This window comes from Paenibacillus sp. FSL K6-2393 (assembly GCF_038002545.1).
Lineage (GTDB): Bacteria > Bacillota > Bacilli > Paenibacillales > Paenibacillaceae > Paenibacillus.
On record NZ_JBBOCU010000001.1, the window covers coordinates 6094356 to 6109103 of the forward strand.

General features: G+C 41.7%; 13 protein-coding genes and 1 pseudogene. 4 read left to right on the forward strand and 10 right to left on the reverse strand.

Going from position 1 to position 14748, the window contains the following annotated elements; genetic code table 11:
• Positions 1-52: 52 nt before the first annotated feature.
• Complete coding sequence (locus MHI14_RS27000; protein ID WP_289391154.1) at positions 53-814, forward strand: TVP38/TMEM64 family protein; 762 nt, start codon at positions 53-55, stop codon at positions 812-814.
• Between the two features lie 44 nt (positions 815-858).
• Positions 859-1434, forward strand: coding sequence for a GNAT family N-acetyltransferase (locus MHI14_RS27005; protein ID WP_341131655.1), 576 nt, complete (start codon positions 859-861; stop codon positions 1432-1434).
• A gap of 198 nt (positions 1435-1632) precedes the next feature.
• Here MHI14_RS27005 and MHI14_RS27010 read toward each other — a convergent pair whose 3' ends face one another.
• On the reverse strand, positions 1633-2799 hold the full coding sequence (locus MHI14_RS27010) for a cobalamin-independent methionine synthase II family protein (RefSeq protein ID WP_076253801.1): 1167 nt from the start codon (positions 2797-2799) through the stop codon (positions 1633-1635).
• A 114-nt stretch (positions 2800-2913) separates the two neighbouring features.
• Positions 2914-3483, reverse strand: coding sequence for an SF0329 family protein (locus MHI14_RS27015; protein ID WP_341131656.1), 570 nt, complete (start codon positions 3481-3483; stop codon positions 2914-2916).
• 252 nt (positions 3484-3735) lie between these two features.
• On the opposite strand from MHI14_RS27015, the gene MHI14_RS27020 reads away from it, so the two are divergent.
• Positions 3736-4791 (forward strand): ankyrin repeat domain-containing protein, encoded by a 1056-nt coding sequence (locus tag MHI14_RS27020; RefSeq protein WP_341131657.1) that lies wholly within the window; start codon positions 3736-3738, stop codon positions 4789-4791.
• 98 nt (positions 4792-4889) lie between these two features.
• Here MHI14_RS27020 and MHI14_RS27025 read toward each other — a convergent pair whose 3' ends face one another.
• Positions 4890-5864 (reverse strand): tRNA dihydrouridine synthase, encoded by a 975-nt coding sequence (locus tag MHI14_RS27025; RefSeq protein ID WP_076329554.1) that lies wholly within the window; start codon positions 5862-5864, stop codon positions 4890-4892.
• A gap of 380 nt (positions 5865-6244) precedes the next feature.
• Here MHI14_RS27025 and MHI14_RS27030 point away from each other — a divergent pair, with 380 nt between their 5' ends.
• On the forward strand, positions 6245-6451 hold the full coding sequence (locus MHI14_RS27030) for a DUF2536 family protein (RefSeq protein WP_047840531.1): 207 nt from the start codon (positions 6245-6247) through the stop codon (positions 6449-6451).
• Positions 6452-6635: 184 nt separating this feature from the next.
• Here MHI14_RS27030 and MHI14_RS27035 read toward each other — a convergent pair.
• From MHI14_RS27035 to MHI14_RS27065, 7 genes and pseudogenes are all read right to left on the reverse strand, one after another.
• A pseudogene (locus MHI14_RS27035) lies at positions 6636-7173 on the reverse strand (IS630 family transposase); the annotation flags it as partial.
• Positions 7174-7309: 136 nt separating this feature from the next.
• Complete coding sequence (locus MHI14_RS27040) at positions 7310-8029, reverse strand: hypothetical protein (protein ID WP_053779308.1); 720 nt, start codon at positions 8027-8029, stop codon at positions 7310-7312.
• Positions 8029-8883: an ATP-binding cassette domain-containing protein gene (locus tag MHI14_RS27045; RefSeq protein WP_341131658.1), complete on the reverse strand. Its 855-nt coding sequence runs from the start codon at positions 8881-8883 to the stop codon at positions 8029-8031. The genes MHI14_RS27040 and MHI14_RS27045 overlap by 1 nt, the downstream gene beginning before the upstream one ends.
• Before the next feature lie 104 nt (positions 8884-8987).
• Complete coding sequence (locus MHI14_RS27050) at positions 8988-9692, reverse strand: thioesterase II family protein (protein ID WP_341131659.1); 705 nt, start codon at positions 9690-9692, stop codon at positions 8988-8990.
• Between the two features lie 38 nt (positions 9693-9730).
• Positions 9731-11467, reverse strand: coding sequence for an ABC transporter ATP-binding protein (locus MHI14_RS27055; RefSeq protein WP_341131660.1), 1737 nt, complete (start codon positions 11465-11467; stop codon positions 9731-9733).
• Positions 11464-13179, reverse strand: coding sequence for an ABC transporter ATP-binding protein (locus MHI14_RS27060; RefSeq protein WP_341131767.1), 1716 nt, complete (start codon positions 13177-13179; stop codon positions 11464-11466). The genes MHI14_RS27055 and MHI14_RS27060 overlap by 4 nt, the downstream gene beginning before the upstream one ends.
• Before the next feature lie 64 nt (positions 13180-13243).
• Positions 13244-14748 (reverse strand): condensation domain-containing protein (locus MHI14_RS27065; protein ID WP_341131661.1); only part of this gene is annotated, 1505 nt, incomplete at its 5' end.

Genomic DNA, 14748 nt, shown 5'->3' on the forward strand with positions numbered 1-14748 from the left:
TCGTCTTATACTGTAAATATGTAGAAGTTATTACACAAAGGGGTCGTCAGGAATGCCACAAACTTCGAAAAAAGTAATGATTAACATATTGTTGGGTCTGTTCATCATGTTGTCCATTGGTCTACTGGTGTATTATTCTCCTGCCATTATTAAAATCATGTCTTCCATGGACAATTTCAGAGCGTATATTCATTCAACAGGCCATTGGGGTCCGGTCATGTTTATTTTATTCCAGATTCTTCAGATCGTGGTTGCACCTATTCCAGGAGAAGTGGTACAGGTCGCAGGCGGTTATATCTATGGGGTTACACTTGGGTCCTTGTATACTACAATAGGCTTGATTATAGGCTCAGCGATCGCCTTTTATTTCACCCGTTATATCGGTCGCGCCTATATTTCACGACTAATGCAAAAGAAAAATAATAAGTGGATGTCGTTAATTCATGATGAGAAGAAGTTCTCCGCTTTTTTATTTATCTTTTTCGTGATTCCCGGCTTGCCCAAAGACATGCTTGTATTTGTCGCCGCACTTACATCGATTAGTTCGTTTAGGTTCTTCACGATCCTTATCGTCGGTCGTCTGCCGTGGATCATCGCATCTACCGTTATAGGGTCCACGATTCATATGCAACAATACACGATCGCCATTATTATTTCTGTTATCGCTGTGATCGGGTTTGTACTCGGTTATATCTATAGGGAGAAATTGGTGGGATTGTTCTCCCGGTCAGACAGTACCAAAGCCAAACCCAAGGCTATACCGAGTTATAGTAAGAATAGGGAGTCTCGTAAAATAAAAAGAGATACAACATGAACAAAACCAATCTATTGATATGAAAACCGGAGGTATATCATCTTATGCAAATACTTAAAACCAATCGATTAATCCTGCGAAATTTCACCGTAACGGACGCAGCCGGACTGTTGGAATACACAGCAAATCCCAGAGTGAATTGTTTTATGGATCAACAAATTTCAACATTGGAAGATGCGGCGGCAGAGGTCGCAAAAAGAAGCACTGACGATTCCCACATCGCGGTTTGCCTAAAAGACAGTAACGAGCTGATCGGTGAGCTGTTTGGTATGAGGGAAGATCGGGATTCCGATACGGATAAAGATTCGAATTCAGATACGTATAGTATAGGTTGGAATTTTAATGGCAGATTTGAAGGGAAAGGGTACGCCAGTGAGAGCGCCAATGCTTTCATCGAAAATCTCTTTATGGAACAGGGAATAAGAAGACTGTACGCCTATGTCGAGGATGATAACTTCCGTTCTCAGAAACTGTGTGAGAAGCTGGGCATGCGCCGGGAAGGTCTTTTTTTGGAGTTCATTTCTTTTGTCAAAAATGAGGACGGCACACCGAAATACGAGAATACGTATCAATATGCTTTGTTGAAAAAGGAATGGCTGGCACATCGTGAATCGAAGTAATAAAGAAAGACATGCCTGCCTCATCATTAGTTTAAAAAAGTTATAGAAATGAGCACGTACCCATGTGTACGTTCCACAACAAATACGGCGGCTTTTCCCTGGATAGATTCCAGAGGAAAAGTCGCCGTTTCATTATCGCACAGAACACTATTGATCGAGCAATGTGTTTATAAGGTCACAATATATTCAGCTTGAATTCTAGACGGTGCTGCCCCAATATTGCTTTGCAATCTTCTGCCCTTGATCAATCTTCGCCCATTGCTGAGCTTCGCTTAATTCGTTACCGCCATCACAAGATGCAAAGCCGCATTGGTGAGACAACAGCAGCCGATCCTTATCAATGATTTTGGAAGCTTCGTCCAGCAAACGGACAACACGTGCTTCATCATCGAGTGTACTCGTTTTGGATGACAACAGACCCAGTACAATTTCCGTTTCAGGTCTGTCCTTGAACACTTCCAGAGCTTCAATTGAACCCGCACGATCATCATCCCACTCCAGGAAGAAACGGTCATATTTCAATTGCTTCAGGAACAGATTCGCAATTTTGGCATACGATCCACCACCCATGTTGCGGGAATCATAATTGCCGCGGCAGTTATGTGTCCACATTTTCAAGCCAAGGCTATGACCAAAGTCAATCACGGTATTATTAATATCAATGAATTCGGTAGCGAGACCCTTTACTTCATCTTGATTAATATTTTCCCCTGTAAAAGGAGAGTTCGGGTTGTCGTCTGCAAACAGTTCCCACAAGCAATCATCGAATTGCAGAATTTTACCGCCCACTGCAGCGAATTCCTCCACGAATTCCTTATACGCGATCACAAGACCCTCTTTGAGCTCCTGTATGTTTTGATATACAGCATCCGTTCCACCAATGTTATCCGACCAGGAAAGCTCACCGAAAATATGTGAAGGCGATGGTACACAAAGCTTCGTTTGTTGCTCGCCAGCCGTGTCTTGCAGTTGTTGGAACAGTTGAATGAAATGATGGTTCTTTCCACTCAATTTATCAGTGATGCGCAGTCCGATATCTTTGCGTGTTTCATACTTCGAAGTTCCATCCACATCTCTGAAAAAATAGCCATGATCCGCGATGTAACGCTTCACTCCGCCAAATCCCCATACAAAGTCCAGATGCCACATCGATTTGGAGAATTCGCCATCTGTAACCACGGACAAGTTATGTTCGATTTCCTTTGCGACAACTTGTTTGATTGCCTCTGTCTCACACTTCTCATATCCTTCGTAGTTTTCATAGAACGGATATTGGATATCATCATTATGTTCAATTTGTGTTTTATATTTCAGCAGCTCATCTGGCCGCAATAAACTTCCTACGATCTGGAACTTATCAGTCATGTAAAAAACCCCCTCGTTGTATACAATGATCATATCACGCTGAGAGCAGTTAGAAGGGATACTTAAAAACCATAACTGGTTATAGTTAAAAGCTATATCAAAAGTTATTAAATTTCACACCGTACGACGACGCAGTTCATAAAAATATTGTACCGCTGGATGCTTTAATTTGACCTGCTCCGACATGTTTAGAATTCGCTTTTTGCCAACTCGTCTGTCCATTAAAGCCAGAATATTAAACAAGATATCCTTGCTCTCCAGATTATCCTCTATAGAAGTGGATAGATACGTCGTAGCTGCAACAGTAAAATTTGATTTACTGAGTGCGGTCTGAGCCAACAAAAGCTCTTTGGCATGTACGGAGATTTTTCTGCTTCTTGCCATGACATGAAGACGATCCTCGGGAATGGGTCCTTTGGAATCTTTTCGAATAGCTTCAATCTCTGCATCGCTCACAGGAATCATGATTTCCGGGTCGCTCTTGATCTCCTGCTCTGACTGATACCATCGAATTGGGGTTGTAGTATCACTCATGTTGAGTACATTCTTTTTATCTACAGTAATATAACAATTGCCTGATTTATCAGGTGAATAGCTATAGCTGGTGGCACGGTACTCCACCCTTCCAACTAACGCAGGACTAAGAAAACTCTCCAGTTGTTGCTTCAATTTACTCCAGGACATATATCCTCCTATTATCAAAAGCCTACCGCATGAATTGCGGCGATCATTTCAAATATTTTTCAATCCGTCTCCAGTATCAACATTCATCTAAATTATAACATAGCAAACCAAATTGATGATGGAAGAAACCCAGTTATTGGTTTTAAAATTCCCTATGTGATAAAATTGCAGAAAATTATCTACTTACTATTAAATCGTCATAGCCTACCATTGGAACATACGGCGTTATTCACAAAGGAGAGGAAGAGTGTAATGGCTACGAAGAAAGCAACCTTACCTGCTCATATGGAAAAACTCGTTAAAGATAATGATATCGCTACCGTAAAAGAAATTTTCGAGCAATGCGAATGGGATGCGCGTGGGGGCTACAGCAAAGGTACGGCCCTCAGCTTTCGGCATATTTCGGATGAATTGGTCCGCTGGCTGGTAGCACAAGGAGCAGACATTAATGCACGCGACAAATATCAACGCACGCCTTTACATGCCCATGCCTCACACTGGTCAGGAAATGTACCCCTGTTCCTTGAATTAGGTGCGGATCTGGACGCTGTGGATTACCAAAATGAAACACCATTACATGCAGCGGTCAATGGGTATCGAACCAAAGTGGTTCAAGAGTTGGTAAACCAAGGCGCTACGATTAACGTAGAAAATAAACAGGGAAATACGCCATTAGCTAAGGGGTTAGCCAATTGCAGGAATAGCGATATAGTCAGTATGTCGAAAATTTCAGCAATTCTGCTGGATGCTGGTGCAGCAGTCACCTCGGAAATGAAAGAGTCTGTGAAGCGGATCGGTAAGGATTTTGAATTCGTCCGTGAGAAGTTCAATAAGGACAAGGTCGATGAAGTTTCAAACGCGCTGATCAAACTGTACCAGTTATTTGATATCGAGCCGGTAGCGAATCGGATCATGCATGACGGGACTTCACCCATTCAGGTAAAGGCAACCTCTTGGACCAAACAGCACCAAGAGCTGTGGGAATCTCTCATCCCGGCCCAGGGCCATGCTCAAACGGTGCAGGGAGAGGTCATCCGCATCACAGGACGTGTATCCCATGAAGTATTAGATAATGGCGGTGGAAACTGGGATGCGGAGTATCGTAAGATGCTGGATTCTCTGATTCGTTACCTAGGCACTGGTGCGCCACTCGCCCCCGCACTTCTCCAAGAGGCAGCAGACTTGGTCAGCAGGCTTCGCAATGGATACGATTTTGATGCGCCTGCCAGATTATCCGAGTTGGCTGTGTTATGGGTGCTTGCCAATCCTCAACCGGTCGCGATGGAGAAGCCTGAGTATACGCGTTAAACAGCAAAGCAAAAAAAAGAAGCGGTAAATCCTCCGCTTCTTTTTTTTGCTTTTAAATCTATCTGAATCATACTCCGTATCCATGATTACGTCTTACTCTATTCCACCTGTTCATTACTTTCAAACTCATTGAGCAATTCGCGTACTTTAGAAGTGGTTTTGGCGTTCATCAAGCTGTTTCTCAGCTCACTAGCACCGCGGAAGCCACGAACATAGATTTTGAAAAAACGGGCCAGCGGGCTGAACGAACGTGGTTCAAGCTCGGAATATTGATCATGGAGATCCAAATGCAGCCGTAGCAAATCAAGCAATTCCTTACTGCTGTGTTCCTTCGGCTCCTTCTCAAAAGCAAACGGATTCTGGAAGATACCGCGTCCAATCATAATACCATCCACACCATATTGCTCCGCGAGTCTCAGGCCTGTCTCACGGTCAGGAATATCCCCATTAATCGTCAGAAGAGTATTAGGCGCTATCTCGTCACGCAGTTTCTTAATCTCCGGAATAAGTTCCCAGTGAGCGTCTACTTTGCTCATTTCCTCTCTCGTACGCAGGTGAATAGACAGATTCACGATGTCCTGTTGCAAAATATGAGTCAACCAGTCGCGCCATTCATCGACCTCAGTAAATCCGAGACGCGTTTTCACACTGACCGGCAGCCCTCCGGCTTTCGCCGCCTGAATAATCTCCGCCGCAAGGGCTGGCCGGCAGATCAAGCCACTTCCTTTTCCATTCTCCGCAACATTCGCTACAGGACAGCCCATATTAATATCGATGCCTTTAAATCCTTCTTTCGCCATACCGATACTCATCTCACGAAAGAATTCCGGTTTATCTCCCCAGATATGAGCCACAATCGGCTGTTCATCCGCTGTAAACGTCAACCGTCCACGCACACTATGGTGCCCCTCCGGGTGACAATAACTCTCTGTGTTCGCAAACTCCGTAAAAAACACATCCGGTCTGCCCGCTTCACTTACGACATGCCGGAACACAACATCTGTCACATCTTCCATAGGTGCCAGTATAAAAAATGGTCGTGGCAATTCACGCCAAAAGTTTTCCTTTGTCATCTCAAAAGCTCCTCTATACATTCCAGGACAGTCCATGTCCTCATTAATAATAATAAAACGTAACTCTTTGCATCTGCTTGCCTATCATTTACATGATCATTCGCAGTTTCGTTGCGATTCACATTATGGTGTCCTAGCTTCTTCTTCACTTATACCATGCAAATGTAACTTTGTTCAAACAGCAGTATCTGTTATAACTTCCATTAGATCTTCAGATTAATGAAAGTTCGATGATCTTAAAATTGCCCTTTCCCGATTTTATCACGTCTTTATTAGATTTTCAGCCCGATTGCTCTTGCCGAACTGGAAAAGCTCCTCTAAAATGAAGCTCGACAGGCTTTTAACCTGCAAATCGAGATTTAAGGAGGCCTGAATTATATATGGAAATTTCACTGGATATGATCAAAGACAAAGTCGAATGCTTGCAGGCTTATGACTTCCGTGAACTGGAACGAGCGATCGAAGACCGAATCGGAATGAACAAAGCATTAATGCTGCGCGTGAAGCAAGTTCAACATCAAGTAACATTTGACCCTTTTCGCAACAAGATGTTATATAGTGCAATCGTGCATTTTAACGTAGATTGATGGAGTATAGGTAAGTCGATGTGAAGAGCAAAAACCGGATTGATCTATGCTCAATCCGGTTTTTGCTCTGTTTCGTGAATAAGTATTTTTTCAAACTGTGCATTATAAAATTGATTCACTTAACTCAACTATATAAGTTCAACTAAAGAATACCGGATAGACAACCGTCTTCAAGACGCAGGCAGATTTCGGCAACGGTCGAATAGAACACATTGTTAATGACATCTGCCTTGAGCCATTTCCACAGAGCTTCGACCAGATTGAATTGTGGGCTATACGCAGGTAAGAACACCAGAACCAACCGATCCCGGTTCTCCTCCAGAAATGGCTGCAGCAATCGGGCATGATGAATCCTTGCGTTATCCAACACCATAGTAATTTTGCCGCTTGGATAGGCCGAAAGAATCTGCTGAAGAAAGGCCAGAAACGTCTCGGAATTGTATTGCTCATCTTCCGTCCAATGAATCTGTCCCGTTTCATAGTTGAGAGTCGCGTCGCGAGTAGCTTCACGCCCCGATGTTTGCCTGTCGTGGTAATGATCCGCTGTTTTCCTTTCAGAAACCAAGTGTGCTGCAAGGCCTGGTAGTCAGTGATCATGAACTCATCTTCAAACAGAAGGTGGTCGATTTCCCCGATTTCGAGTTTTTTTATTCGGGAAATGTCTCTTCCTGAAATCGTTGCTGTTTGATCGGGTCGGCAGCAGCCTGCGTGTAGGTCGGCTTCGCAACTTTCGCAGCTATAAATCATCATGGCGGCTTGGTTTTACAGCATCGTTGGACGTTCCGAATTGCACATCTGAACTAACCTTCAGCGCATTCGGTGCCACATTGTACTGCTGCCGTCAGTTCGAGTCGCTCATTATTGTCCGGCTGTATCCAGCTTTCGTTTGTGAAGCATGAACAAAAACAACATAGTAAGCATGGCACCATATAATAATGATGCTCCTATTACTGATAGTTTGCTGAACAGCGTTTGTGATTCGTAATCAACTAGCACATTTATAGTACTGTTTAGAGGAGGCAGTAATACAATTGCTTTTTTCAACCCATCAGGTAAAAAATTTTCAATTCCCTGTACAGAAAGCGTAATAACAATGAGAACACTTAACATTAAAAAAGACATTACGCGGGAACGAATAAATTTAGAACTGAACCAACAAGCTAAAGCGATTCCCAACCAAGATGAAGCAACATGGTAGAGGAGGGACATGCTTAGTTCTTCGAGGCTAGGATTTCTATCGAATTTTTGGAATATGGCTGGAAAAAAAACAGCATATAGAGCCAGGGGAACGGAAAAAATCCAGCTATACAACAATTTTGAAATATAAAGTTTTAGTAAACTTCCACTATGCAGCATAGTTACCGATTCCTGATTCGCCGTTTCGATATCAATAAGCGTATAACAAATAACTGCAGAAACAATAAATAAAAATGTTGTGGAAAAGGCATAACTGGCCATCACGGGGTTTGGAACTACACTATATACAAAAATGATACCTAGAAAAAAAACAAACGTAGCTGGCCCATAGCGATAAGAACGCATGAAACAAGTATGTAGAAATGATATTAATGAAGTCATTATCTCAGCTCCTTTCTTGTTAGGCTGATAATCTCTCCACCTTTATGTACAAATTCAGGTAAAAATTCACGATAATCTTTATGCATAAAGGTAAACAACATATAGCCGCTATCACCTGTTTTATACGTAATATCTGGAAACAAGTTGGGAAGGATATCCACTACGTCCTGATTTAAAACACCTTCCAGTTCAAAATAGGCAGCCTTCTGGTCTGAAGAACTATCTACATCCTCCTTCGTTAATCTCCTTTGCCGAATCCAGTACGTGCTACTCTCCAATTGACTTGCCAACAACGGATCGTGAACAGCTGCCAAAATTGATGTTCCTTGAGATTTTATTTTCTTCAGTGAATGAAGCAAATGTCCGGTTGATTCTTTGTCCAATCCTGAAAAGGGCTCATCCAATACAAGGACATCAGGCGTTTTAATCATAGCTTGCATTAAATTGGTTTTTTGCAACATTCCTTTTGAGAAATGAGTCATCTTCAAACTATCACTTTGTTCAAGATTAAAAAACTCATGCAACTCCCTAATGCGGTCTTTAAGATTTCTTTTAGGAATATCCGATATTCTTCCCATATGTGTCAGATACTCAGTTGAAGTCATCCTTAGTTTTGATAGTCGGTCAGGTGTATATCCAATTACTAAATTAGAGTGCTTAAGCAACCTTTGTCCCGAAGTTATTGGGATTAATCCACTCACGATCCGGAGCATCGTACTTTTTCCAGATCCATTACTTCCTCTTAAAATAATACAGTCTCCTTGACTAATCGTTATTGAGATATCTGATAACACCTCTCGATTACCGTATTTCTTGGTAACTTCTTTTAAAGTCAACAGCGCCTCAGTTGTCATTTTTCCACCGCCTTAAAAAAATCATTACAACTTTAGATTAACACAATAATACAAAAAGAGGTATATAATGTATTTTAATGATATATTATTTATTTCGAAACAATTCATGGATAATACATTAAACTACAGGTCTGATTTACGATATGTGTAATCTCTTTAATATGCTGGTCAATGAAAAAATGTCCTCCATCATACATATGAAGCTGGAAATAGTCACCGTAAAGCCGCCATTCTTCTAACTCTTCCCTAGAGATTTCATCTTCAAGCCCACCAAAAACTGTAATTCCACAGTTTAATTTTTGTATGGGTCCTTCAAACAGGTAAGTATCACATATCTGAAAATCAGCTCGTAAAATCGGCTCAAACAGCTCAAATAAGCTATCTTCCTTTATCATCTCAATGGGCATCCCGCCTAAACGAGCTACCGAATTCTTAAAGGCTTGTCGACCTAAACGATGAGTCTGTATCTCCTCTCTTACTCTTAAATGTGGCGGCTTCATACCAGAAAGAAAGAGATGATAGGGACTTATACCTTCCTTTGCCTTGATATAGTTAGCCAACTCCCATGCGATTAAGCTTCCCATGCTATGTCCCAAAAGGACAAATGGTTCGTCTCTTAATTCTGTTCTTATTCGCTCGTAAATATCTGCAACCATATCATCCATATTTGTAAAACAACGACTTCCCAAAAGTGAACCGTGTCCTTTCAACTCCACAGGGCGAAGTTCAAGGAGGGGTGAAAAATATTTTTTCCATTTTAAATATACCGTAGCAGAACCGCCTGCATGAGGAAATGAATATATTCTCATAGATCATGTCTCTTCCTTTCAAACCACTTGTAAAAAAATTAAGAAGTGTGATAGACGTTATACAACGAACGATATTTCCCCTTTTGTTTCATCAACGTTTCTGGAGAACCGTATTGTATCAGTTCGCCTCCGTCAAAAACGAGAACCAGATCTGATTTCACTGTCTCATCAATCTTATGTGTTACCGAGATCGTTGTCCTATCCTTCATGAATTGATCCAATGCCCGGCTGACTATCCTGGAGGATTCTTCATCTAAAGCTGATGTAGCTTCATCTAATATAAGAATTGGTGCTGCTTTAAGGATTGCCCGAGCAATAGCGATACGTTGTTTTTGCCCGCCTGATAGACTGGCTCCTCCATTGCCAAGGAGAGTCTGGTATCCATGCGGCAGCTCCATAATGAATTGGTGAGCATTAGCTTTCTTGGCTGCTTCATATATTTGGTTAATATCTTCCTGCATGTTACCCAAACGAATGTTCTCTTCGACAGTGCCAGGAAAAATGTAAGGATCTTGGGAAACAAACGCCATCAGGTCATTGCGGATGGAAGGCTGGACTTCTTCTAAATCCATATCGCCAAGTGTAATGTTTCCGGCTGTAGGACGATAAAAACCGAGTAATAGTTTCAGAATCGTGCTTTTGCCGCTGCCACTGGCACCAACAATAGAAACGTTTTGTCCCGTTGATATAGTGAAGCTGGCCTCCTTAATGCCTTGGCTGCTATTTTCAAACTGAAAGGATACTTGATGAAAAGATATTTGCTTTTGTGTAGCTACAAGCGCCCCTTTTCCGTGGTCCTTTTCCGGTACTTCAGACAGAAAGTCTCTGATTCGCTTTGCGCCGGAAATTCCTTGAATCACCTGGGAGTATTGAGTACCTAACTGCACAAGAACAAAGCTGATGTTAAATTGCAATTGAATAAATGCCATGAGTGTCCCCAGATCAAGTCTACCGTCAGCAATCAGAAAAACGCCAGCCACTAGTAATCCGCCAAAGCCAATGAAACCGGAGAGAACATTAATACCATCCCTGATAGCTGCCAGTCCACTAAATATCGTCGTATCCGAAACCAATTCAGATGCACCTTGCTCATACCTTCTTCGCAAATATTGGCTTTTCGGAAACATTTTGATAAGGATGGTCCCATGAAAAATATCGATATATCGTTCAGAAAGAATGGCTTTCGAAGCCTGTATTTTATCACTTTGCACCTTTATACGCCGATTTAAAAGAACGTTAATACATTGCAAGCCTCCGTTAACTAAAATCAATATGGTGGCCAATCGCATATCGAGCCACATCATGGCACCAATCGTCACTATGCCTAAAACAAGATAGTAAACATAGTTGCGCAATCGATCTGTCAGTGTTTTTTCAACAATAACCAAGTCGTTTGTAAATAACGAGAGCACGCTCTCACCATGATTCCGATCATAATAAAGAAGTGGCAAACGCATCAGATGAGCAACCAAATGATTACGCATCTCGTAAGACCAATGTTTAATCGTTTTCCATGTTAAATAAGCAAAGAAAGGGGAAACTAGGATAGCTACACAAAAACCAAATGTAATGATAGATAGTCCCGACCAGAAACGTGCTGTTTGTTCATTAACAATGGCATCAACAATCGCTTGCAGCCCAAATGCCATGGATACTGTTACAGCCGAAGTAAGCAAGCAATCTATAATAATTCCTATGGCGTAGGGGACAACTGTTTTTTTTCTAATCTGTAGGAGAACGATTAAATCATGGAATTGTCGAAAGTATCTTCTCATGTATTCATTCCCTCACCAGAATGCAGTATCATTGTTCCGTTGACTTCCTTCATCTTCAAACCTTCCAAATCTTTAACCTGATGCAATTTTCCTTTGTTTAGATAGAGCACTTGGTCTACATGACGAAGCATGGACAAATGGTGAGTAATGACGATAATTGCCATTCTTTCTTTCATTTTAGCGAGTGCAGCCCATAAGCTGGCTTCTGATTGCGCATCAAGGGCGGAAGATGGTTCATCCAGCAATAAAACCGGAGCCTTTTTTAGATATGCACGGGCGATGGCTAATCGCTGCATTTGTCCCCCTGATAAGTTTTTTCCTCTTTCCTGAATCTGTGTATCATAGCTGTACGGCAAAGATTGAATAAATTCATCTGCTCCGGCAATGATTGCAGCTTCTATAATTTCTTTGTCGCTAGCGTCAGGATCACCCAAGGCGATGTTATCTTTTATCGTCCCGGGAATCAGGAATTGCTCTTGTGTAACGATGGCAATGGAATTGCGGTAGTCTTCAATACTTGTCTCCGTTATGCTCCTACCTGCAATTTGTATCTTGCCAGATTGCGGTTGAATAAACCCGCATAATAAATTAAATATAGAGCTTTTGCCGCTTCCGCTAGCTCCGCAAAGAGCAGTGATGCTTCCTTTATTAGCTATAAAAGTTCCTGATTTTGTCACTTCTGCTCCATTCTCATAACTGAAAGTCACATTATTAAAATTGACAGTCGGCTTACTCTCAATCGCTTTTCTCACCTGTTTGTTTCCGTGCTCTGGTACAGTAGAAATCATGTCAAAGATACGTGTTACAGCTGCTCTTGTTATCTGAATCTGGGCCGCTGCTGATTGTATCACTGTTATAGGTTGAACTAGGTAGTTCAGCAAGTAGATAAAGATTAGGAGGTCTTCCACACGCATCTCCCCTTGCAGCACTCTTTGTCCCCCAAAAAACAAACAGATAATAAAAGGTATACTCTGCACCGCAACCGTCACTCCACGTATCCATGAGCGGGATCTTGAAACAGCAAGCTGCTTTATCAGCACTTTCTCTGCTAAGTGTTTATACCGTTCAATCCAGTAGCTTGCCAGATTATAGTTTTTAATTTCTTTGACTCCGTAATACAGGTCTCCAACCATACTATTTGCTGATCCGAAGACTCTTTGAGATACCTTGGTACCTCGTTCTATTGGCTTCGATATTTTTTGTACTGCATATGAAGAAAGAGGAACAATAAAGGCAACTAGCAGGAGAAATTGCCAATCAATCAGACTTAAGTACACTAGTGAAGAGATAAAGATTAAGGGTTGATATATCAGATTCGGCAGATGAATTTCCAAAAACTCTTGTACGTCAGAAGTATCTGATGACAAGACCGTAGAACAGTGCCCCGAAGTGTAGTTCCCTTTTCGAGAAATAGACATATCAGCAGCAGAAGCAACCAGTTCATCACGTATTTTTGTTGTACATTTGACAGCGTACATTGTACTGGAGTATCTGCCTATCATGATTGAGACAACTCCTATGAATGCACATAAAAAAATAATAATTGCCAAAGGCGCTAATGAGTTGTTGTCTTTATTCAAAAGTGCCGTCACGATCCTATTCAGATAATAGACCAATGTCATATCGCTAACCGTTCGCAAGATTAATGTGCATACAGCAAGACCAAACCAGCCTTTCCAGCGAAGGATATAGGGAAACAGTTTAGTTATCAGTGATGCTCACCCCGTTTAAGATGGATGACCGAAGAAAATTTAGCATTCTCTTCGGTCAATATGGTTAAAAAACAAAATCAATGTCCTCCATATTAGATACAGCCAATTCATGAGCAGCATGACCGAGGCTTATATCTTCAATGGACAGGTCGCTATCCTTCAGTAATACAGTAAGAATTTCCAAATACTGATCGAGAAGTCTTTTGATCGTGGAAGACTTGAAAACATCCCTATCATACTTAATACGGAGAGATAATGTGTCTTGATAGTCTTCTACAGAAAAGGTCAATTTAAACTTGCTGGACGTCCCGTCAAAAGGAATCGGTGTTACTTCAAAGTCCGTAACTCCTTTTCCTCCGAAGCTGGTTTCCAGTTGGAACATGGTTTGAAACAGCTGGACTTTTTTCTGATGAACTTCGGAGAGTCTGTCTACAAGTCTATCGAATGGATAGTCCTGATTTTGATAGGCATTTAGACATAACTCTCTTACCTCTGTCAGAAGCTGTTTAATGGTTTGCTTAGGTTGAACGGACAGACGCATAGCCAGCGTATTGACGAATAACCCTGGAACCTTCTCCATATCCGGATGTGTCCGGCCGGCAATAGGTGTGCCAATGATCAAATCTCTTTGTCCGATCCATTTATGGAGCAAGATATAGTAAGTAGTCATCATAGACATGAATAAGGTGACATTCTCGTTCTTGCAAAACTCTTTGATTTCACTGCTTAACATTGAATCTAATTTTAATCTTTCGGTACCACCAGAGGTCTGATGCTTGTTCTGATCCGGATAATCAACCGGCAAATGTAACTCTGGTAACTGTCCCTGCATGTTCTTAATCCAATAGTTCTCCTGATCTGACAATGTGCCAGAAGTTAGCCTGTCTTCCTGCCATGCCGCTATATCTTTATAATGCAGTTGAATTGGAGCTAAGCTTTCCCCATTGTACAACCGCAAGAGATCTTCAACTAAAATCGGCATGGAGAACCCGTCACCAATGATATGATGCATATCGAACAAAAACAGATACTTATTTTCTGACTGCTCGACGATCAAAGTTCTAAATAGAGGCGTTCGTCCAAGATCAAAAGGCCGAATATACGAGCGTATTAATTCAGACGGTTGATCGTTGGATTTCAGGAACTCAAAATGAATCTCTGGATTTGACTGTACAACCTGTGTATACTCGCCTTCATGTAAATGAAAGGAAGTACGTAGGATTTCATGCCTGTCTGTCAGTAATGTGAGAGCCTGTTCAAGGCGCTGTATGTCTACATGGCCTTTAATCTGAAAAACGCCTGACATATTATAACTAATATCCTCAGGTGATTGCTGATGAATAAACAACATCCTGCGTTGTGCTGCTGAAAGAGGATAGCGCTCCAGGCTTTTTACAGGTCGAATCTCGCTGACGACGCCTCTGTCCAGATGCTCCATTTTTTTTGCTATCCCAGCGATATAAGGCTCCTTAATAAAACTTTCCAACCTAATATTCACTTCATACAGCTTTGAAATTCTGGATGTAAGGATGGTTGCGTTCAGAGAATGACCTCCAAGATCAAAGAAGT